The organism is Streptomyces sp. NPDC031049, from assembly GCF_055571015.1.
In genome coordinates, this window is sequence record NZ_JBVIGC010000005.1 from 377,492 (window position 1) to 398,460 (window position 20,969).

Here is a 20,969-nt window from a genome sequence, read left to right on the forward strand (position 1 = left end):
ACGCGTGCGCGTGCCGGGGCGCATCGGATACGAAGGGCACATGGCGGTCTTCGTCGCGCTCGGCGCGTTCCTGATGACGCTGGCCGGCGGCTGGACGGCACACCGCGTGACCGACCGCCGCCATCTGGTGCTGGGCCTGGCCGGCGGGCTGATGCTCGGCGTCGTCGGCCTTGAGCTGCTGCCGGAGTCCCTGGAGGCGGCCGGCACCGAGGTGTACGGCGTGCCGGCGGCCCTGCTGCTCTTCGTCGGCGGCTTCCTGCTCGCCCATCTGGTGGAACGTCTGCTCGCCCACCGGCAGGCCGCTCACGGCGCGGGGGAGGGCGACGGACGCACCCCCGAGGTGGGCCTCACGGCCGCCGCGGCGATGGTCGGGCACAGCGCCATGGACGGCGTGGCCATCGGCGCCGCCTTCCAGGTGGGCGGCGGCATGGGCGCCGCCGTCGCGGTCGCCGTGATCGCCCACGACTTCGCCGACGGCTTCAACACCTACACACTGGCGAGCGTGTACGGCAACGCCCGCCGCCGCGCGCTGACGATGCTGGGCGCGGACGCGGTGGCCCCGGTGGCGGGCGCGGCCTCCACCCTCTTGGTGACGATCCCCGAGCCGCTGCTCGGCGGCTATCTGGGCCTGTTCGGCGGGGCGCTGCTGTACCTCTCGGCGGCCGAGATCCTGCCCGAGGCCCACCACGCCCACCCGGCCCGCTCCACGCTGCTGTGCACGGTCGCCGGGGTGCTGTTCATCTGGCTGGTGGTGGGCGCCGCGCACTGACGCCGGCCCGCACGCGGACCGCCGCCCGCACGCGGACCCCTGTCCGTACGCGAGCCCCTGCCCGTACGCGAACCCCTGCCCGTACGCCGGCCTCCGCCCGCGTCCCGGCCGCCGCCCCGGACGGCTCACAGCTTCCCGCCCCGGCCGCCGTCGCGCCGCGCGGGCGCGATGAGCGTCGACAGATACGGCAGCGGCCCGCCGTCCAGCTCGGCGGCCGACCGGATCGACTCCTCCGGCAGCCCCAGCGCCGACCCCCACACCGCGTCGTCCAGCCGCCCGGTCTCCCGCAGCGCCTCGGCGACCTCGGCGGCCTGCCGCCCGAACTTGTAGGCGACGACGGTCCCCGGCCCGTTCAGCGCATCCTTCAGCACGGCCGCGCCGGCGGTCACCGGAACCAGCGTCAACGGCTCGGTCCCCTCCGTCAGCACCGCCCCCGACCGCGCCGCGAGGTCCTGCATGGCGGTGACGCCCGGCACGGTCTCCACGACCGTCCCCGGCACCGACTCGGCGACGGTCTGCGCCAGATACGTGAACGTCGAGTACACGTTGGGGTCGCCGATCGTGGCGAAGGCGACCCGGCCGTGCGTCCGCAACAGCCCGGCCACCCGCTCACCGGCCGCGTCCCACGCCGCCTCGCGGCGCGCCCGGTCGGTGCGCTCGTTGAGGGCGAACACCACCCGGACGACCTTCTCGGCGGGCACGTAGTGCAGCACGGTCGCCTCGGCCCGCCCCCGCTCACCGGTGTCCATGACGGGCACGACGACGACCGCGGCGGCCCGCAGCGCGTTGACCCCCTTGACGGTGACCAGCTCGGGGTCCCCAGGGCCGACCCCCACTCCGACCAGCCTGCTGCTCATGACGTCCGGCACCTCTCCACGAACCGACGGGCGACACCGGGCTCCGCCGCCCAGTGCGTGTGCAGATAGCTCGCGTGCACACCGCGCTGTACAAAACCCTCGACCCGGCGCTCGGGCGTCCGCATCCCCCACGCGGGCGCGGCCCCCGCCCCCGGCTCCACGACCGTCCGGTGGAACTCGTGCCCCCGCATCCGCGTCCCCGCCCCGGCCAGCACGCTGTCGCTCACGGCCACGGCGTCCCGGTACCCGAGGGTGAGCCGCTCCGACATCCGCGCCGAGGCGTCCAGCACCCCGCACATCGGCAGCCCGTCCAGCTCCCGGCACAGATACAGCAGCCCGGCGCACTCCGCGGCGACCGGAGCACCGGCGAGCGCCAACTCCCGCACGGCCTTGCGCAGGGGCTCGTTGGCGGACAGCTCGGCGGCGTACACCTCGGGAAACCCGCCCCCGATCACCAGCCCGCCCGTCCCCTCGGGCAGCTCCTCGTCCCGCAACGGATCGAACACGACGACCTCGGCCCCGGCGGCCGCGAGCAACTCGGCATGCTCGGCGTACGAGAACGTGAACGCGGCCCCACCGGCAAGGGCGACGCGCACACGCCGCCCGGGAGCAGCCGGCCCGCCCGGTGCTTGTGAACGGGCCCGCTCGGTCCGACCCAGCCCGTCCGGCGTTCGCGGACGAGGCCGTTCAGGCCGAAGCGGGGGTCCGGGGGCGGCAACCCCCGGGGTCGGTACGGGAAGGGGCGGCGGGGGCGAAGAAGCCGAGGAAACCAGAGCCGCACCCGCATCCCACGCCGCACAGCCCAACGCCCCCGCACTCCGCGCGAGCCCGACCAACGCCTCCAGATCACACCCCGCGGCGACCCGCGCCCCCATCGCCGCGACCGCATCCACCGCCGCCGCCCCCCGCTCGGCGACCGGCACCAGCCCCAGATGCCGCGACGGCGTCTCCACGGGAGCGGCCCGCCGCAGCACCCCCAGCACCGGCACCCCGACGGCATCCACCGCCTCCCGCAGCATCGCCTCGTGCCGGTCGGACGCCACCTTGTTCAGGATCACGCCCCCGACCCGCACCTCCGGGTCCCAGGAGACGAACCCGTGCACCAGCGCCGCCACCGACCGCGCCTGCGACGACGCGTCGACGACCAGCACCACCGGCGCCCGCAGCAGCTTCGCCACCTGCGCGGTGGACGCCAGCTCGCCTTCCCCCGCGGCCCCGTCGAACAGCCCCATCACGCCCTCGACGACGGCGATGTCACAGCCGCGCGCCCCGTGCAGGAACAGGGGAGCCACCAGCTCCGGCCCGCACAGGTACGCGTCGAGGTTCCGCCCCACCCGCCCGGTGGCGAGCGCGTGGTACCCGGGGTCGATGTAGTCGGGCCCGGCCTTGTGCGGGGACACGGCGAACCCGCGCCGCGCGAGGGCCGCCATCAACCCCGTGGCGACGGTGGTCTTGCCGCTGCCCGAGGAGGGCGCGGCGACGACCAGCCGGGGCACGGACGAGGACGTCACCACTCGATGCCCCTCTGCCCCTTCTGCCCGGCGTCCATGGGGTGCTTGACCTTGGACATGTCGGTCACCAGGTCGGCGGAGTCCACCAGCTTCTGAGGGGCGTTGCGCCCGGTGATCACCACGTGCTGGGTGCCGGGCCGGTTCCGCAGGACGTCGACGACCTCGTCCGTGTCGACCCACCCCCAGTGCATCGGGTACGCGAACTCGTCCAGCACGTACAGCTTGTACGTCTCGTTCGCCAGGTCCCGCTTGACCTGCTCCCAGCCCTCGCGGGCCTTCTCCTCGTTGTCCAGCTGCGCGTCGCGCTGGACCCAGGACCAGCCCTCGCCCATCTTGTGCCAGGCGACGGTGCCCCCCTCCCCGGAGGCGCCGAGCACCCGGAGGGCGTTCTCCTCGCCGACCTTCCACTTCGCCGACTTCACGAACTGGAACACCCCGATGGGCCACCCCTGGTTCCAGGCGCGCAGCGCCAGCCCGAACGCGGCGGTCGACTTGCCCTTGCCGACGCCCGTGTGCACGACGACCAGCGGCCGGTTCCTCCGCTGACGTGTCGTCAGTCCGTCGTCGGGAACGACACTCGGCTGCCCCTGCGGCATTACGCGGCCCTCCTGCTCGCCTGTACGTCCTTCACCAGCCCGGCGATCGAGTCGGCCCGCAGCTCGTCCAGCGTCACGGCCGTGCCGCCCAGCTCACCCGCGAGCTGCCCGGCGAGCCCCAGCCGCACGGGCCCCGACTCGCAGTCCACGACCACGGAGGCGACGCCGTCGGCCGCGAACAGCCGGGCCGCACGCCCGGCCAGCGCGACCGGCTCCGGGCCGCCGGTGGCGCGCCCGTCCGTCACCACCACGACCAGCGGCCGGCGGGCCGGATCCCGCAGCCGCTCCACCCGCAGCACGTCGTGCGCGCGCAGCAGCCCGGCGGCGAGCGGCGTGCGCCCCCCGGTGGGCAGCGACTCCAGCCGGGCCGCCGCCGCGTCCACCGACGACGTCGGCGGCAGCGCGACGTCCGCGCCCGTGCCCCGGAAGGTCACCAGACCGACCTTGTCCCGCCGCTGGTAGGCGTCGAGCAGCAGCGACAGCACGGCGCCCTTCACGGCGCTCATCCGCTGCCGGGCCGCCATCGACCCGGAGGCGTCCACGACGAACAGCACGAGGTTGCCCTCGCGTCCCTCACGGGTGGCCTGCCGCAGGTCGTCCCGGCGGACGACCAGACCCGGCCCGGACCGCCCGCGCGCCCGCTGGTGCGGCGCCGCGGCCCGCACGGTCGCCGCCAGGTGCAGCTTGGTGAGCGCGCCCCGCGGGCGCCTGGCCCCCGTGGTCCGGCCGTGCTCGGTCCGCGCCCGCGAACGCCGCCCGGCGACGCCCTCGCCGATCCCGGGCACGCTCAGCACCTTCGCCCTGAACGGCTCGGCGGACCGTACGGCCGACTGCTCGCCGCCCCCGGACGGCTGCGGCTGCCCGCCCTCCCCGGCCTCGGGTCGGGCGCCGGCGTCACCGGCCTCGGGACCCTCGCCGGGGTCCGGCTGCCCGCCGCCCCCGCCGGGCCCGTCCGGGCCCGGGTCCGGGTCGTCGTCCTGCGAGCCGCCGGACTCCTCCAGCGTCTCGTCCAGCTTGTCCTCGTCCAGTCCGGGCGCGTCGAACGGATTGCGCCGCCGCCGGTGCGGGAGGGCGAGCAGGGCCGCCTGCCGCACGTCCTCCGCGAGGACGTCCGTCCGCCCGGCCCACGCCGCCAGCGCCGTCGCCGTGCGCGCCATCACGATGTCGGCGCGCATGCCGTCCACCTCGAAGGCGGCGCAGGTCGCCGCGATCTGCCGCAGCGCCCCGTCGCCCAGCCGCACCGACGGCAGCAGCGCGCGCGCCGCCACGATCCGCGCCCGTACGGCGGCCTCCTCCTGAGCCCAGCGGGCGGCGAAACCGGCCGGATCGTCGTCGTAGGCCAGCCGGCGCCGCACGACCTCCACCCGCTGATCGGGCTCGCGGGAGGCCGCGACCTCCACGGTCAGCCCGAACCGGTCGAGGAGCTGCGGCCGCAGCTCGCCCTCCTCCGGGTTCATGGTGCCCACCAGCAGGAACCGCGCGGCGTGCCGCACCGACACGCCCTCGCGCTCCACGTACGACGCGCCCATCGCCGCCGCGTCCAGCAGCAGGTCGACCAGGTGGTCGTGGAGGAGGTTGACCTCGTCGACGTAGAGGATGCCGCGGTGCGCCTCGGCGAGCAGGCCCGGCTCGAAGGCCTTCACGCCCTCCGCCAGCGCCCGCTCGATGTCCAGTGCGCCCACCAGGCGGTCCTCGGAGGCACCGACGGGCAGTTCGACCATCCGCGCGGGCCGCTGCGCACCGGCACCCGGCTCGTGCGGCCCGTCCGGGCACCCCGCGTCGGGTGCCTGCGGGTCGCAGGAGAACCGGCAGCCGGGCACCACGGCGACCTCGGGCAGCAGCGCCGACAGCGCCCGCACGGCCGTGGACTTGGCGGTGCCCTTCTCGCCGCGCACCAGCACACCGCCGACCGCCGGGGACACGGCGTTCAGCAGCAGCGCCAGGCGCAGATCGTCCTGGCCCACGACGGCCGTGAACGGAAACGGGGTGGTCACTTGTCGTCGCCCTCCAAGTCGCCCTCCAGCTCCAGATAGGTGGCGCGCAGCCGTTCCAGCGTCTCGGCGTCCGGTTCGGCCCACAGACCGCGGTCGGCGGCCTCCAGCAGCCGTTCGGTGATGCCGCGCAGCGCCCACGGGTTGGACTTCTTCATGAAGTCCCGGTTCTCCGGGGCGAAGACGTACTCCGCGCTGAGCTTCTCGTACATCCAGTCGTCCACGACCCCGGCGGTGGCGTCGTAGCCGAAGAGGTAGTCCACGGTGGCCGCCATCTCGAAGGCGCCCTTGTAGCCGTGCCGCCGCATCGCGGCCATCCAGCGCGGGTTGACCACCCGGGCCCGGAAGACGCGGTGCGTCTCCTCGCCCAGCGTGCGGGTCTTCACCTGGTCGGGGACGGCGGAGTCGCCGACGTACGCCTCGGGGCTCGCGCCGGTCAGGTGCCGGACCATGGCGACCATGCCGCCGTGGTACTGGAAGTAGTCGTCGGCGTCCACGAGGTCGTGCTCGCGGGTGTCGACGTTCTTCGCCGCGACCGCGATCCGCCGGAACGCCGTCTCCATGTCGCCGCGCGCCGCCCGCCCGTCCAGCCCGCGGCCGTAGGCGTAGCCGCCCCACACCGCGTACACCTCGGCCAGGTCCGCGTCCGACCGCCAGTTCCGGGCGTCGATCAGCGGCAGCAGACCGGCGCCGTACGCGCCCGGCTTGGAGCCGAAGATCCGCGCCGTGGCCCGGCGCCGGTCGCCGTGCTCCGCCGCGTCCCGCTCCACGTGCGCCCGCACGAAGTTGGCCTCGTCCGGCTCGTCCAGCTCCGCCACCGCCCGCACCGCGTCGTCGATCAACCCGACGACGTGCGGGAACGCGTCCCGGAAGAAACCGGAGATGCGGACCGTGACGTCGATGCGCGGCCGGCCCAGCTCGGCCGGGGGCACGATCTCGAAGCCGGTCACCCGGCGCGAGGCGTCGTCCCACACCGGGCGGCACCCCAGCAGCGCCAGGATCTCGGCGATGTCGTCGCCCTGGGTGCGCATGGCGGAGGTGCCCCACACCGTCAGCCCGACCGACTTCGGGTACTCGCCCGTGTCGGCCAGGTACCGCTGGACCAGGGAGTCCGCCAGCGACTGCCCGACCTCCCAGCTCAGCCGGGAGGGGATGGCCTTGGGGTCGACGGAGTAGAAGTTCCGGCCGGTCGGCAGCACGTTCACCAGACCGCGCGTCGGCGAGCCCGACGGCCCGGCCGGGACGTAACCGCCGTCCAGGGCCCGCAGGATGTGGCCGATCTCGTCCGTGGTCCGGGCCAGCCGGGGCACGACCTCCGTGCACGCGAACTCCAGCACGGCCACGGCGTCGGGCAGTTCACCGCCGAGCACCTCCCGCACCAGCGGCGCGCTCTGCTCCACCGCCCAGCCGCGCTCCTCCATGCCCTCCGCGAGCCGCCGGCACACCTGCTCCAGCAGGTCGATGGCGTCGGCGGCGCTGCGCGCGGGCCCCGCCACCAGGTCGGTCAGCTCCACCGGCACCTTCACCGGCGCCCCGGGCTCGGCCAGCAACTCCTTCTCCACCAGCCCGAAGTGCGCCGCCAGCGCGGCCCTGAGCCCCGGCAGGGCGTCGGCCCTGCCGCCCCAGATCTGCGCGGCGCGCAGCACGGCGAGCACCAGGTTGACGCGCGGCCCGCCCACCGGGCCGCCGCCCAGGACGTGCAGGCCGTCACGGATCTGCACGTCCTTGATCTCGCACAGATAGCCGTCGATGTGCATGACGAACTCGTCGAACTCGTCGTCGTCGGGCTGCTCGTCCACATGCAGGTCGTGGTGGAGCTCGGCCGCCTTGACCAGCGTCCAGATCTGCGCGCGCACCGCGGGCGCCTTGGCCGGGTCCAGGTCGGAGACGAGCGCGTACTCGTCGAGGAGCTGCTCCAGCTTGGCGAGGTCGCCGTAGGTGTCGGCCCGCGCCATCGGCGGAACGAGGTGGTCGACGACCGTGGCGTGCCCGCGCCGCTTGGCCTGGGTGCCCTCGCCGGGGTCGTTGACGATGAACGGGTACACCAGCGGCAGATCGCCGAGCACGGCGTCCGGCGCGCACCCGGCGCTCAGCCCCAGCCCCTTGCCGGGCAGCCACTCCATCGTGCCGTGCTTGCCCATGTGCACGATCGCGTCGGCGCCGAAGCTGTTCTCCAGCCAGCGGTAGGCCGCCAGATAGTGGTGGGACGGCGGCATGTCGGGGTCGTGGTAGATCGCGATGGGGTTCTCGCCGAACCCGCGCGGCGGCTGGATCATCACGACGACGTTGCCGAACCGGAGGGAGGCCAGCACGATGTCGTCGCCGTCGACGTAGAGGCCGCCCGGCGGCTCGCCCCACGCCTCGGTCACCGCCTCCCGCAGCTCCGGGTCCAGCTTCTCGAACCACGCCCGGTAGTCCGCCAACGGCACCCGCGCCGGCGCGGCGGCCAGCTGCTCCTCGGTCAGCCACTCCACATCGTGCCCGCCGGCCTCGATCAGCCGGTGGATCAGCTCGTCGCCGTTGTCGGGGTACCCGTCGACGGCGTACCCGGCGTCCCGCAGCGCGTCCAGCACCCGCACCGCCGAGGCGGGCGTGTCCAGGCCCACCGCGTTGCCCACGCGGGAGTGCTTGGTCGGATACGCCGTGAAGACCAGCGCCAGCCTCTTGTCGGCGTTCGCCTTGTGCTTCAGCGCCGCGTGCCGTACGGCGATCCCCGCCACCCGCGCGGCCCGCTCGGGGTCGGCGACGTACACCGGCACGTCGTCGGGGCCCTGCTCCTTGAAGGAGAACGGCACCGTGACCAGCCGGCCGTCGAACTCCGGGATGGCGACCTGCATCGCCGCGTCCATGGGGGACAGGGCGGCGTCCGACTCCTCCCACGCCGCGCGCGAGGAGGTCAGACAGAGCCCCTGCAGCACGGGGACGTCCAGCTCCGCCAGGGCCCCGACGTCCCAGGCCTCCTCGTCGCCGCCCGCCGACGCCTGCGAGGCGTGCGCGCCGCCGGCCGCGAGGACCGTGGCGACCAGGGCGTCGGCCCGGCCCAGGATCTCGTACAGCCCCGCGTCGGCGCCGCGCAGCGAACCGCAGTACACGGGCAGCGCGTTGGCGCCGTGCGCCTCGATCGCGTCGCACAGCGTGTCCACGAAGGCGGTGTTGCCGCTCAGCTCGTGCGCGCGGTAGAAGAGCACGCCCACCGTGGGGCGGCCTTCCTGGAGGGTCCGCGCCCCGCGCACGCCGTACTCCGGCATCTTCCGCGGCTCGTCGAAGCCCTCGCCGGTCAGCAGCACGGTGTCCGACAGGAACCGGGCCAGCTGCGTGAGGTTGTCCGGGCCGCCCTCGACCAGATAGCGCAGCGCCTCCGCCACGACCCCGGCCGGCACCGAGGACTCGGCCATCAGCTCCGCGTCGGGCACGGCCTCGCCGCCCAGCAGCACGGTCGGCACACCGGACGCCTTCAGCGCGGCGAGCCCGTCCTCCCAGGCGCGTTTGCCGCCCAGCAGCCGTACGACGGCGACGTCGGCGCCCTCGACCAGGCCCGGCAGCTCCTCCCGGACGTCCACCCGGTTCGGGTTGCCGATCCGGTACGCGGCGTCGGAGGCTCGTGCCGCCAGCAGATCCGTGTCGGCGGTCGACAACAACAACACTGTGCTCATGCGGGCGCTCCCGGTGGGATGAAGGGCAGTCCTTGCGGCGCGCCGGACTCGATGAGCCGCCACAGCGCGTCCGTGTCCGCGTGCTGTTCGATCAGGTCGCCGAGCCGGTCGAGCTGCTCCTCGCGCAGCGCGGCGAACGAGGTGTCGGGGGCCGGCACGAAGCGGCGGCCCGCGGCGGCGGCCACCTCGCGAAGGAACGCCCGCCGGAAGCCGTCCGACTCCAGCGAGCCGTGCCAGTGGGTGCCCCAGGTCTGGCCGACCCGGCAGCCGTCCAGGAAGGCCTCGCCGCCGGTGACCTCGGCGACGCCGTGGTGGATCTCGTAGCCCTCGACCCGCTCGCCGAGGGCCTCGCCCACCGGCCGGGTAAGGGTCTTCTCGCGGGCGAACCGCACCCGCACGGGCAGCACGCCGAGCCCGTCGACATGGCCCCGGCGGCTCTCGACGTCGTCCTCGATGTGCTCGCCGAGGAGCTGGAAGCCGCCGCAGACACCGAGCACGGGCCGCTGTTCGGCGGCCCTGCGGACGAGGGCGTCCGCGAGTCCCCGCTCCCGCAGCCACTCCAGCGCCCGGACCGTCCCGCGCGTCCCCGGCACGACCACCAGGTCGGCGTCGGCCAGTTCCTCCGGGCGGTCCACGAACCGCACCACCACGCCCGGTTCCGCGGCCAGCGCGTCCACGTCCGTGAAGTTGGACATCAGCGGGACGGCGCACACGGCGACCCGCAGCACGTCCTCGCCGACCGGCGGGGCCACGACCGACTCCCGGACCGCGCCGCGCAGCGACACCCGGAGCCCGTCCTCCTCGTCGATTCCCAGGCCGTGCCGGAACGGCAGCACGCCGTAGGTGCGCCGGCCGGTCAGGCCGCGCAGCATGTCCAGGCCGGGTTCGAGCAGCGAGACGTCCCCGCGGAACTTGTTCACCAGGAAACCGGCGACCAGCTCCTGGTCCTCGGGCGCCAGCAGCGCCACCGTCCCGAAGAAGGACGCGAACACGCCCCCGCGGTCGATGTCCCCCACGACCAGCACGGGCAGTCCGGCACCCCGGGCGATCCCCATGTTCACGATGTCGGTCCGGCGCAGGTTGATCTCCGCCGGAGACCCCGCCCCCTCGCAGATCACCGCGTCGTACGTGCCCCGCAGTTCGGCGAGGCAGTCCAGCACCGTGCCGAGCAACTGCCGCTGCCGGCCGCCGTGGTAGCCGCGCGCGCTCAGCTCCCCGACCGGCCTGCCCAGCAGCACGACCTGGCTGCTCTGCTCACCGCCCGGCTTGAGCAGCACCGGGTTCATCAGCGCGGTCGGCTCCACCCGGCAGGCCTGGGCCTGCATGGCCTGCGCCCGGCCGATCTCGGCTCCCTCGCGGGTGACGAAGGAGTTCAGCGACATGTTCTGCGCCTTGAAGGGCGCCACCTTCACGCCCTGCCGCACCAGCCAGCGGCAGATCCCCGCCGTGACGACGCTCTTGCCCGCGTCCGAGGTGGTGCCGGCGACCAGCAGACCACCGTTCATGACGTCCGTCCCTTCCTCACGACCCGGCCCGCCAGCAGCCGCGCGCCCGCGCACACGCCGAGCGCCAGCCAGCCCACGCGCCGGGAGAGCCGTACCGCCCGGTCGATGTCGCCGGCCCGCACGGGCCGGCCCGCCGCCGCGTTGAGCACGGGCCGGTGCTCCACCCGGCCCCCGTAGGCGAGCGTTCCGCCCAGCCGGACACCCAGGGCGCCGGCGAACGCGGCCTCCACCGGGCCGGCGTTGGGGCTCGGGTGCCGCGCGGCGTCGGCCCGCCAGGCCCGGACGGCGCCGCGCGCGTCGCCGCCGGCCACGGTGGCCAGGGCGGCGGTGAGCCGGGCGCCCGGCCAGCCGGCCAGGTCGTCGAGGCGGGCGGAGGCCCAGCCGTAGCGCCGGTAGCGGGGGGACTTGTGGCCGACCATCGCGTCGAGGGTGTTCACGGCCCGGAAGCCGAGCAGGCCGGGCACCCCGCCGAGGGCGCCCCACACCAGGGCGCCGACCACCGCGTCGGAGGTGTTCTCGGCGACGGACTCCACGACCGCGCGGGCGATCCCGTCGGCGTCCAGTGCCTGCGGGTCGCGGCCGCACAGGTGCGGCAGCCGGGCGCGGGCCGCCTCGACGTCCCCGGACCGCAGCGCGCCGGCGACGGCGGCGGCCTCCCGGGCGAGCGAGGTCCCGCCGACCACGGCCCAGGTGGCGACGCCGGTCAGCGCGACGGAGGCGGTGGGGGAGGTGCGGACGGCCCGTGCGGCGACGGACCCGAGGGCGACGGCGCCACCGGCGCACACGGCGGTGTGCAGCGCACCCCGGCCCCGGTGGTCGCGCCACAGCACCCGTTCCACGGCGCCCGCGGCCCGCCCGAACACGGCGACCGGGTGCCCGCGGCGCGGATCGCCGAGGAGCAGGTCGCCGAGCAGGCCGGCGGCGGCGCCGTACGCGAAGACGCGTTCGGCCCGCATCGGCTCAGCCGAGCGTGGGGGAGGGCGAGGTGTCGGGGGTGGTCCTCGGTCGGCGGCAGCCGTGCATGGCGGTATGTCCTCACTCAGGGTGTCCGCGCCCTGGTTCGACGAAACCGGCGGTGAGAGTTCCTGGCTCCCGGGGGACGAGCCCTCGGTGACAGTGGCGGGACCGCGCCGGATTCGCACCGGCTTCCTCTCCTGCCGCCGTATTGGCTCGGGCAGTCCACCACGGCCCGCGAACACCCGTCAACTTGCTGTTGACCTGCGAGGGGGGAGTGTGCGGAGCCCCACACCCGGCGGGCGTGCGCGGGCACGCGAAAGGGGTGCGGGACGGTGCTCTCCGTTCCGCACCCCTCTCGGTGCCGTGCCGTGGGTCAGGCGACGATCAGATAGATGCCGTACGCCACCGCAGCCGCGCACGCGGCGAAGCAGGCGTAGGCGCCGGTCACCGCGAGGGCCGCGCCGCCGCCCCGGGCCTCGGCCCGCTCCTTGCGGGACAGGCCGGCGATGCCGAGGACGAACAGGCCCACCAGGGCCACGGTGGTCACGAGGCTGACCCCGAAGACGGAGCCGAGGGCTGCCCAGTCGATGCTCATGCTGCTCTACTCTCTGCGGGTCAGACGGTGGTGGCCGACGGGGTCTTGGCGTCGGCGGCGTCGGTCTGGGACGGGACGGTGGTCCCGAGCTCCTCGGCGGCGGCCGTGGGCGGCGGGGTGACGGCGGCCATCGCCTGGGTCACCACGCCGGGCTCGGCCGGCTCGACGTCGTTGACGTTGGTGTGGTCGACCACCTCGCGCCGGGAGATCTTCCAGATCGCGGCGCTGGAGGCGACGAGGAAGACCGCGACGAGCGCCGTGCCCCAGTCGCCGAGGCTGGTGACCCACTCCGCGAGGGCGGCGACCAGGGCCGCGGCCGGCAGGGTCAGACCCCAGGCGACGAACATCCGGGTGGCCGTGGACCAGCGGACCACACCGCCCTTGCGGCCGAGGCCCGCACCCATGACCGCACCGGAGACCGAGTGCGTGGTGGAGAGGGAGAAGCCGAGGTGGGAGGAGGCCAGGATGACCGTGGCCGCGCTGGTCTGGGCGGCGAAGCCCTGCTGCGGCTGGAGGTCGGTCAGACCCTTGCCCATGGTGCGGATGATGCGCCAGCCGCCGAGGTAGGTGCCGAGGGCGATGGCGATGCCCGCGGAGAGGATGACCCACATGGGCGGGTCGGAGTCGGGGGCGAGCGCGCCGCCGGTGACCAGGGCGAGGGTGATGACACCCATCGTCTTCTGGGCGTCGTTGGTGCCGTGGGCCAGCGAGACCAGGCCCGCGGAGGCGATCTGGCCGGCGCGGTAGCCCTTCTGGGCGGCCTGGGTGTCCGCGGTCTTCTTGCCCAGCTTGTACGTCAGCCGTGCGCCGAGCATCGCCGCGATCCCCGCGACCAGCGGGGCGGCGATCGCCGGGATCAGTACCTTGGTGACGAGCACGTCACCGTTGACCGCGCCGATGCCGGCCGAGGCGACGGCGGCACCGATGAGGCCGCCCATGAGGGCGTGCGAGGAACTGGACGGGAGTCCGACCAGCCAGGTCAGCAGGTTCCAGAGGATCGCGCCGACCAGCGCGGCGAAGATGACCTCGGGACGGATGCCGGTCTCGTCGACGAGACCTTTGGAGATGGTGTTGGCGACTTCCACCGAGAGGAAGGCGCCGACCAGATTGAGGACGGCGGACATGGCCACCGCGACCTTGGGCCTCATCGCGCCCGTGGAAATGGTCGTGGCCATCGCGTTCGCGGTGTCGTGGAAACCGTTCGTGAAATCGAACGCGAGTGCGGTTACCACCACAATCGCGAGGATCAGCGAGAAGCTTTCCATTTACCCAGGCAATCGTTCGAGGTCATTGGCGCGTCGAACGTAGGTAACGTGGGTGAACGGAAGATGAACTGGGCGGGGCGCCACGGTGTCCGGAAGCGGTGTCGCCGCTACCGCCCGCGCCCTCCCCGGCCCGTGGGGCCGCAGGGAACCGCCAGATTCCGCCCGTTACCGACGGTCAGCCCGCTCGTGCACGTGATCTCAGCCGATCGAGGGACCCGCCGAAGAGATCCTGGTCACTCTGCGGAGTGAGGGAGTGGCGGGCGATGCACGGAGAGTGGCCGGCGGCGGCCCGCCTGGCAGGATTCCCACCACGACACCGATCGACGGCGGCAACGGGGACGAGGGGCGCACGGCGCCCGAGAGGGAGGTGCCGACGGTGACGAACCGGCTGGACGAACCGGAGGACCACGCGAACCGGGTGCGGGACACGGCTCCGGAAGGGCAGGCGGCTCCGGAAGGGTGCGCGGATCTGGGAGGGGGCGCGGAACCGGAAGGGCACACGGAACGGGAACGGCGCGCGGAACGAGAACGGCGCGCGGAACCGGCTGGGCGCGCGGGTCCGGAAGGGCACGCGGATCGGGTACGGGAGACGGCGTCCGCGGAGGAGGCGCGGGCCTGGCAGGCGCTGGTCGCGACGGCCCGGCGGACGGTCGCCGACGGCCTGGTGGTCGGCACGTCCGGCAACGTGTCCGTGCGGGTCGGGGACACGGTCCTGGTCACCCCGTCCGGGGTGCCCTACGACCGGCTCACGCCGGACGACGTGACCGGTGTCGGCCTCGACGGGCGGCAGGTCCTCGGAACGCTGGTCCCCACCAGCGAACTGCCCATGCACCTCGCCGTGTACCGCAGCACCGACGCCCGCGCCGTCGTCCACACCCACGCCGTGCACGCGACGGCCGTCTCGACGCTCGTGACGGAGCTCCCGCTCGTCCACTACATGGCCGCCGCGCTCGGCGGCCCCGTCCGCGTCGCCCCGTACGCCACCTACGGCACCGACGAGCTGGCCGAGAACATGCTCCGCGCGCTCGCCGGCCGCTCCGGCTGCCTGCTCCAGAACCACGGCACGATCACCTACGGCGCCGACCTCGACCAGGCCTACGACCGCACCGCCCAGCTCGAGTGGATGTGCCGCCTGTGGCTGACGGCCACGTCGGTACCGGGCCTGACCCCGTCCCTGCTCACAGAACCGCAACTGGCCGAGGTCACCACCCGCCTCCAGAACTACGGCCAACACCCCTAGGCCCCCCAAAGGGGCGCGGGGAACTGCGCGATCAACCCCCACCCCTCCCGCACCCGCCCCACAATCCCGCACCCACCCACCTCCCGTGCGACCGTCCTGGCCCGCACTCATCGACGCCGACCCACCGATCCGCCCCAAAGGGGCGCGGGGAACTGCGCGATCAACCCCCACCCCTCCCGCACCCGCCCCACAAACCCGCACCCACCCACCCCTCACGCGACCGCCCCCGCCCCCAGCCGCTCCGTCACCCCGCCCACCCGGCCCACTGGCCGCTGAGAGGATCAACCAGGACACTGGACGACGTGCGCACTGTCACCGCGACGGCCGCAGCCGTCACCGCAGCCCTGGCGGCCGGCGCAGCGAGCATCGCCGCCGGCCGCCTCGCCAGCGACGCGGCGCTCAAGGCGCCCCCCGGCCGCCCCCTGCCGACCGAGCCCCGGCTCACCGTGCACGGCACCGCCGCCGGACAGATCACCCTCACCCGGGACCTGGCCGCCCTGCGGCCCGGCAGGTACGGGCTCGCCGGCGACGGCACCCACGCGGTCGTCGGCCCCGTCCTGCCCACCGCCTCGCACTCCGCGGACACCGTCGTACGCCGCCTGGAGGCGGTCACCCACGGCACCCTGCGTCCCGGCGACAAGGCCTGGCTCACCCCGAACCTGTACGTCGGCAACCCCGGCACCGCCCTCGACCTGGACCACACCGACGTCGAGATCCCCGGCGAACTCGGCCCCCTCCCGGCCTGGTTCACGCCCGGCGCCCGCGGCGCCTGGGTCATCGCCGTGCACGGCCTGGCCGGCACCCGCGAGCACGCCATGAACCTCATGGGCCTGCTCAGCCGTCTGCACTTCCCGGTCCTCGCCCTCGCCTACCGCGGCGACGTCGGCGCCCCCCGGTCGCCCGACGGTCTCCACCACTTCGGCGAGACGGAGTGGCGCGACCTGGACGCCGCCATCCGCTACGCCCTGGGCCACGGCGCCCGCCACGTCGTCCTGCTCGGCTGGTCCACCGGCGCCACCATGGCCCTGCGCGCCGCCGCGCGCTCCGGCGTGCGCGACAGCATCTCCGGGCTGGTCCTGGACTCGCCGGTGCTCGACTGGGAAGCGACCCTGCGCAGCCTGGCCGCGGCCCGCCACACCCCGGGCGCCCTGCTGCCGCTCGCCGTCCGCGCCGCCCAGGGCCGCACCGGCCTGCCCACCGACCGCTCCGCCGCTGCGGAGCCCGCCGGTCCCGGCGTCCCCACCCTCGTCTTCCACGGGCCCGGCGACACGGTGGCACCCTGGCGGTACTCCCGCCGCTTCGCCGCCGCCCACCCCCGCCTGGTCGCGCTCCACACGGTCGAGCACGCCACACACGCGGCCATGTGGAACGCCGCACCGGACACCTACGAGGAGAAACTCCGCCGCTTCCTCACCCCCCTCATGTGAACGCCCGATGTGAACCCACCGCCCACGAGGGCCCCCGCCACACCCACCGCTCACGAGGGCCCCCGGGCAGCCCCGCGTCCCCGGCACCCCCGCACTCGCGGCCGGCCCCCGCGGCCCCTGCCCCCGACAGCGCTCCCAGCCCCGCCGCCGGCACCCCCGCACCCGCCCCCGCGCCCCCCGCACCCCCGTCGACGCGGTCGTTCCGTTTATTGCTGCACCACTGGCCCGTTCCCGCCCCCCACGGCTCTCCGAGCCCCCGCCAGGGCCGTCACCGTCGTGCCTCGCGACATTCCGTTTGGGTTTTCGGACCGTCAGCCGGAAGACTGCTCCCGTGACGTCCCGTATCCCGCGCGACTCCAGGCTCAGACTCGTCCGCCCACGACCCCTGGCCGCCGCCCCCAGAGCGATGAACCAGCGGCGCCCGCGCCGCCACGCGCCGCGCCCGCCGGAGGGCACCCCGGCCCGCTCGGAGCTGGCCGGAATGGCGCGCTCCCGGCTGGCCGGCGCGGTCCGGGTCGCCCGCTGGGCGGATGCCGCCCTAGGCCCCGGCAGCGGCGCCGGCACCTCCGACGGCAAGGCGACACTCTCCGCCGCGACGGCCGAACGGGCCGCCCGCGAACTGGGCCTGACCGCCGCTCAGGTCCGCGCCGACTGGGACACCGCACGCCTCGCCGGGCTGGTCGAGGTGCACGGCGACAGCGCCCGGCCCGGCTGGCGGCTGCGCGCCTGGGACCGCGACGACAGCGCCGTGCTGCGCGGCTGGGTCGCCCTCTTCGACGCCTGGTCGCTCGCCCACCCCGAGCCCGACGGCCACGAGCCCGCCGCCGTCGCCGAGGTCGTCTCGGCCATGCCCCAGGTGCTCTCCTTCCTCCAGCTCTCCGCCGGGCCCGTCCCCGTGGCCCAGCTCCTCGACCTGCTGCGCCAGCGCGTCACCGAGCTGCGCACCGAGCGCTGCGAGGTCCCCTACGGCACCGGCCCCGGCCTGCCCGCGGAGCCGCCCTGCGACGACGCGGCCCTCGCGCCGCTGCTCGACTGGGCCCTGCACGCCCTGGCCGCCGTCGGCGCCCTCACCTGCGGCGACAAACACGCCACGCTCACTCCGCTGGGCAGCTGGGCGGTCTGGGTCAAGCTGGAGCAGATCTGCGTCGCCGCGCAGAGCCCCGCCGGGAACATCGAGCGGTCGGCCGAGGACATGCTGCGCGGCTGCGCCCAGCTCCGCCCGAACGCGGCCCGCGCCGAGTACCGGGCCTGGCTCGCCGCCCGCCCCGTCGGCAGCGCCGTCACCGAGCTCCTCGCCGCCGCCCGCGGCGAGGACGCCCTGCTGCGCGGACTGGCCTTCGAGGCGCTGCGGGTCGTCGGCGCCCCCGCCGAACCCGACGTCCGGGCCGTGCTCGACGAGCCGACGCTCAGGCCCTACGCCCTGCTGTGGCTGGCCGAGCACGACGGCGCCGACCCGGAGGACGCCCACGAGGTCCTCACCCGCCGGGAGGCCACCTGGCTCTGGGTCGACACCGCTGCGGCCGTCGCCGACCACGGTGAGGCGCCCATGCTCGTCCGCCACCTGGAGTCGGCCGTGCAGCCGACCGTCCCGGCGCTGCTCGACGAGGTGCGCGCCGTGGGCCACCCGCGCACCGTGCAGGTCCTGGTGGCGCTCGCCGCCGCGCACCCGGACCCCGCCCTCGCCAAGGCCGTGCGCCGGGCGGCCTTCCAGGTGCACACCGGCGGCAGCTGAACCGGCGGGGGCCGGGCGGGACGCCCGCCCGGCCCGGAATCAGGCGGGGATCTCGGGGGCGTAGGTGCCGAAGCTCCAGATGTTGCCCTCGAGATCGCGGGCCATGTAGTCCCGCGAGCCGTAGTCCTGGTCCGTCGGGGGCATGAGGATCTCCACGCCGTGCTCCACGGCCCGCCGGTGATGGGCGTCGACGTCGTCCACCACCACGTACACCCCCGTCGGGCCGGCGCCCTTCATCAGCTCGTCGAAGCGGCTTCCGGTGCCCTTCGAGCCGAGCATCACCGCGCCGTTGCCCAGCGCCAGCTCGGCGTGGGCCACCTTGCCGTCCTCCCCCTCGTACACCGCGATCTCCGAGAAGCCGAAGGCCTCCGTGAGCTGCCGGATCGCCCGCTTCGCGTCCGTGTACAGCACCGTCGGGTACATGCTCGGGCGGGCGCCGTCCGTGCTTGCCATGCCGATCACTCCTTTGTGAACCGGTCCCTTGCGAGTCGCTCCGGAAAGTCCGGAATCAAGCCTGTCGCCAGTCTTGCACCGGCCACTGACAACGGCCCGCGAGGAAGCCGCGGGACGCCACGCGGAAAAGCGCTTGCACACCCCCGTTAGACTGGCCCCCATGGCCATTCTCCTCGCGCATTAGACAGCGGGTCCGTCCTCAGCCGCCCGTCCCGCCACCCACCCGCCCTGGAGTCTGTCCGTGATCTCCGCCTCCGGTATCGAGCTGCGCGCCGGTGCCCGCGTCCTCATCGAAAGCGCCACCTTCCGCGTCACGAAGGGCGACCGCATCGGCCTCGTCGGCCGCAACGGCGCAGGCAAGACCACCCTCACCAAATGCCTGGCCGGCGAGGGCATCCCCGCCGCGGGCACCATCACCCGCTCCGGAGAGGTCGGCTACCTCCCGCAGGACCCCCGCACCGGCGACCTCGACATCCTCGCCCGCGACCGCATCCTCTCCGCGCGCGGCCTGGACGTCCTGATCCGCAAGATGCGGGAGAACGAACAGCGCATCGCCACCGGCAAGGGCAGCACCCGCGAGAAGGCGCTCAAGCAGTACGAGCGCCAGGAGACGGAGTTCCTCACCAAGGGCGGGTACGCCGCCGAGGCCGAGGCCGCCACCATCGCCGCCGCGCTCAACCTGCCCGACCGGGTGCTCGGCCAGCCCCTGCACACGCTCTCCGGCGGTCAGCGCCGCCGTATCGAGCTGGCCCGCATCCTGTTCTCGGACGCCGACACCCTCCTGCTGGACGAGCCGACCAACCACCTCGACGCCGACTCGATCATCTGGCTGCGCGACTATCTCAAGACCTACCGCGGCGGCTTCATCGTGATCTCCCACGACGTCGACCTCGTCGAGACGGTCGTCAACAAGGTGTTCTACCTGGACGCCAACCGCGCCCAGATCGACGTCTACAACATGGGCTGGAAGCTCTACCAGCAGCAGCGCGAGGCCGACGAGAAGCGCCGCAAGCGCGAGCGCGCCAACGCCGAGAAGAAGGCCGCCGCGCTCAACGCCCAGGCCGACAAGATGCGCGCCAAGGCCACCAAGACGGTCGCCGCGCAGAACATGGCCCGCCGGGCCGACAAGCTGCTGTCCGGCCTGGAGGCGGTGCGCCAGTCCGACAAGGTCGCCAAGCTGCGCTTCCCCGAGCCCGCGCCCTGCGGCAAGACCCCGCTGATGGCCGAGGGCCTGTCGAAGTCGTACGGCTCGCTGGAGATCTTCACCGACGTCGACCTGGCCATCGACAAGGGCTCCCGGGTCGTCATCCTCGGCCTCAACGGCGCGGGCAAGACCACCCTGCTCCGGCTCCTGGCGGGCGTCGAGCAGCCCGACACCGGCGCCGTGGTCCCCGGTCACGGCCTCAAGCTCGGCTACTACGCCCAGGAGCACGAGACCCTCGACCCCGACCGCACGGTGCTGGAGAACATGCGCTCCGCCGCGCCCGACATGGACCTGGTCGAGGTCCGCAAGGTGCTCGGCTCGTTCCTGTTCTCCGGCGACGACGTCGACAAGCCCGCCGGTGTCCTCTCCGGCGGCGAGAAGACCCGCCTCGCCCTGGCCACCCTGGTGGTCTCCTCGGCCAACGTGCTGCTGCTCGACGAGCCCACCAACAACCTCGACCCGGCCAGCCGCGAGGAGATCCTCGGCGCGCTGCGCACCTACAAGGGCGCGGTCGTCCTGGTCACCCACGACGAGGGCGCCGTCGACGCGCTCCAGCCGGAGCGGATCATTCTGCTCCCGGACGGCATCGAGGACCTCTGGGGCTCCGACTACGCGGACCTCGTCGCCCTGGCTTGATCGAATGAGTGATCCACTGGTTATGGATCATTCGGCCGATCCGTGATCCACCATCTGTGTGAGATCTCCTCGTACCGAGGTGTGTCCTACACGGATTTCGCGGCCGAGCCCTCCCGCGCGGAGGGCTCGGCCGCGCCGCCTTTCTGACCTGGAACTTCGCGAAGGAACCCGTTCGGCGGTACGCACACGATCCATCGGAATTCCCGATTCCGTATGTGGGCACCCGCTCCTGTCGTCACAACCTTGTCCCATCGACCTTGCCGAATGGGTGGCCATGTCGGCCCGGAGGGGTGATCATGAGGAGACCAGAGCGCACTTCCCATGAGGAGGCACGGGTGGCCGAGACTCTGAAGAAGGGCAGCCGGGTGACCGGCGCCGCGCGCGACAAGCTCGCGGCAGACCTGAAGAAGAAGTACGACGCCGGTGCGAGCATCCGGGCGTTGGCCGAGGAGACCGGCCGCTCGTATGGCTTTGTGCACCGCATGCTCAGCGAGTCGGGCGTCACGCTCCGAGGGCGTGGCGGGGCGACCCGGGGCAAGAAGGCTCCATCGACCTGACCCTCCGGGTGGCCCCTCGGC

General features: G+C 74.2%; 16 protein-coding genes and 1 riboswitch. Of the genes, 6 read left to right on the forward strand and 10 right to left on the reverse strand.

Translation table 11 applies throughout. The features are described 5' to 3' along the window. The first annotated feature begins 40 nt into the window (after positions 1–40). Positions 41–769, forward strand: coding sequence for a ZIP family metal transporter (locus ACZ45Q_RS11595; protein ID WP_468258403.1), 729 nt, complete (start codon positions 41–43; stop codon positions 767–769). A 125-nt stretch (positions 770–894) separates the two neighbouring features. On the opposite strand, the gene cobI is transcribed toward ACZ45Q_RS11595, so the two are convergent. From cobI to ACZ45Q_RS11640, 9 genes are all read right to left on the reverse strand, one after another. After that, complete coding sequence (gene cobI, locus ACZ45Q_RS11600) at positions 895–1,626, reverse strand: precorrin-2 C(20)-methyltransferase (protein ID WP_468258405.1); 732 nt, start codon at positions 1,624–1,626, stop codon at positions 895–897. After that, positions 1,623–3,140 carry a cobyrinate a,c-diamide synthase gene (locus ACZ45Q_RS11605; RefSeq protein ID WP_468258408.1) on the reverse strand — a complete coding sequence of 506 codons (1,518 nt, stop codon included), beginning with the start codon at positions 3,138–3,140 and terminating at the stop codon, positions 1,623–1,625. The genes cobI and ACZ45Q_RS11605 overlap by 4 nt, the downstream gene beginning before the upstream one ends. Then, positions 3,134–3,733, reverse strand: a complete 600-nt coding sequence (gene cobO, locus ACZ45Q_RS11610) for a cob(I)yrinic acid a,c-diamide adenosyltransferase (RefSeq protein WP_468258411.1) — start codon at positions 3,731–3,733, stop codon at positions 3,134–3,136. Before cobO ends, ACZ45Q_RS11605 begins: the two co-directional genes overlap by 7 nt. Then, entirely contained in the window at positions 3,733–5,727 is a 1,995-nt protein-coding gene (locus ACZ45Q_RS11615; protein WP_468258414.1) for a putative cobaltochelatase, read from the reverse strand. Before ACZ45Q_RS11615 ends, cobO begins: the two co-directional genes overlap by 1 nt. Next, a complete protein-coding gene (gene cobN / locus ACZ45Q_RS11620; RefSeq protein ID WP_468258417.1) occupies positions 5,724–9,377 on the reverse strand; it encodes a cobaltochelatase subunit CobN in 3,654 nt (1,217 codons plus the stop codon). The genes ACZ45Q_RS11615 and cobN overlap by 4 nt, the downstream gene beginning before the upstream one ends. After that, positions 9,374–10,882 (reverse strand): cobyric acid synthase, encoded by a 1,509-nt coding sequence (locus ACZ45Q_RS11625; RefSeq protein ID WP_468258420.1) that lies wholly within the window; start codon positions 10,880–10,882, stop codon positions 9,374–9,376. Before ACZ45Q_RS11625 ends, cobN begins: the two co-directional genes overlap by 4 nt. Then, positions 10,879–11,838: a cobalamin biosynthesis protein gene (locus tag ACZ45Q_RS11630; protein ID WP_468258422.1), complete on the reverse strand. Its 960-nt coding sequence runs from the start codon at positions 11,836–11,838 to the stop codon at positions 10,879–10,881. The genes ACZ45Q_RS11625 and ACZ45Q_RS11630 overlap by 4 nt, the downstream gene beginning before the upstream one ends. A 104-nt stretch (positions 11,839–11,942) precedes the next feature. Further along, positions 11,943–12,081: riboswitch (cobalamin riboswitch) on the reverse strand. 131 nt (positions 12,082–12,212) lie between these two features. Then, on the reverse strand, positions 12,213–12,434 hold the full coding sequence (locus tag ACZ45Q_RS11635) for a hypothetical protein (protein ID WP_468258425.1): 222 nt from the start codon (positions 12,432–12,434) through the stop codon (positions 12,213–12,215). Positions 12,435–12,454: 20 nt separating this feature from the next. Continuing rightward, entirely contained in the window at positions 12,455–13,699 is a 1,245-nt protein-coding gene (locus ACZ45Q_RS11640) for an inorganic phosphate transporter (protein ID WP_468258428.1), read from the reverse strand. Between the two features lie 625 nt (positions 13,700–14,324). Here ACZ45Q_RS11640 and ACZ45Q_RS11645 point away from each other — a divergent pair. From ACZ45Q_RS11645 to ACZ45Q_RS11655, 3 genes are all read left to right on the forward strand, one after another. Continuing rightward, positions 14,325–14,939 (forward strand): class II aldolase/adducin family protein, encoded by a 615-nt coding sequence (locus ACZ45Q_RS11645; RefSeq protein WP_468258603.1) that lies wholly within the window; start codon positions 14,325–14,327, stop codon positions 14,937–14,939. A 302-nt stretch (positions 14,940–15,241) separates the two neighbouring features. Further along, positions 15,242–16,366: an alpha/beta hydrolase gene (locus ACZ45Q_RS11650; protein WP_468258431.1), complete on the forward strand. Its 1,125-nt coding sequence runs from the start codon at positions 15,242–15,244 to the stop codon at positions 16,364–16,366. A 331-nt stretch (positions 16,367–16,697) separates the two neighbouring features. After that, positions 16,698–18,098, forward strand: a complete 1,401-nt coding sequence (locus ACZ45Q_RS11655) for a hypothetical protein (RefSeq protein WP_468258434.1) — start codon at positions 16,698–16,700, stop codon at positions 18,096–18,098. A gap of 39 nt (positions 18,099–18,137) precedes the next feature. Here the strand turns inward: ACZ45Q_RS11655 and ACZ45Q_RS11660 are convergent, their stop codons facing one another. Beyond that, positions 18,138–18,551: a VOC family protein gene (locus ACZ45Q_RS11660; protein WP_468258437.1), complete on the reverse strand. Its 414-nt coding sequence runs from the start codon at positions 18,549–18,551 to the stop codon at positions 18,138–18,140. A gap of 241 nt (positions 18,552–18,792) precedes the next feature. Here ACZ45Q_RS11660 and ACZ45Q_RS11665 point away from each other — a divergent pair, with 241 nt between their 5' ends. After that, positions 18,793–20,391 (forward strand): ABC-F family ATP-binding cassette domain-containing protein, encoded by a 1,599-nt coding sequence (locus ACZ45Q_RS11665; protein WP_468258440.1) that lies wholly within the window; start codon positions 18,793–18,795, stop codon positions 20,389–20,391. A 335-nt stretch (positions 20,392–20,726) separates the two neighbouring features. Continuing rightward, positions 20,727–20,948 carry a helix-turn-helix domain-containing protein gene (locus ACZ45Q_RS11670; RefSeq protein WP_393216116.1) on the forward strand — a complete coding sequence of 74 codons (222 nt, stop codon included), beginning with the start codon at positions 20,727–20,729 and terminating at the stop codon, positions 20,946–20,948. Positions 20,949–20,969: the final 21 nt, after the last annotated feature.

Coding starts and splice junctions, on each gene's coding strand:
- ACZ45Q_RS11595 (WP_468258403.1), top strand. CDS start 41: ATGGCGGTCTTCGTCGCGCTCGGCGCGTTCCTGATGACGCTGGCCGGC.
- cobI (WP_468258405.1), bottom strand. CDS start 1,626: ATGAGCAGCAGGCTGGTCGGAGTGGGGGTCGGCCCTGGGGACCCCGAG.
- cobO (WP_468258411.1), bottom strand. CDS start 3,733: ATGCCGCAGGGGCAGCCGAGTGTCGTTCCCGACGACGGACTGACGACA.
- cobN (WP_468258417.1), bottom strand. CDS start 9,377: ATGAGCACAGTGTTGTTGTTGTCGACCGCCGACACGGATCTGCTGGCG.
- ACZ45Q_RS11625 (WP_468258420.1), bottom strand. CDS start 10,882: ATGAACGGTGGTCTGCTGGTCGCCGGCACCACCTCGGACGCGGGCAAG.
- ACZ45Q_RS11630 (WP_468258422.1), bottom strand. CDS start 11,838: ATGCGGGCCGAACGCGTCTTCGCGTACGGCGCCGCCGCCGGCCTGCTC.
- ACZ45Q_RS11635 (WP_468258425.1), bottom strand. CDS start 12,434: ATGAGCATCGACTGGGCAGCCCTCGGCTCCGTCTTCGGGGTCAGCCTC.
- ACZ45Q_RS11640 (WP_468258428.1), bottom strand. CDS start 13,699: ATGGAAAGCTTCTCGCTGATCCTCGCGATTGTGGTGGTAACCGCACTC.
- ACZ45Q_RS11660 (WP_468258437.1), bottom strand. CDS start 18,551: ATGGCAAGCACGGACGGCGCCCGCCCGAGCATGTACCCGACGGTGCTG.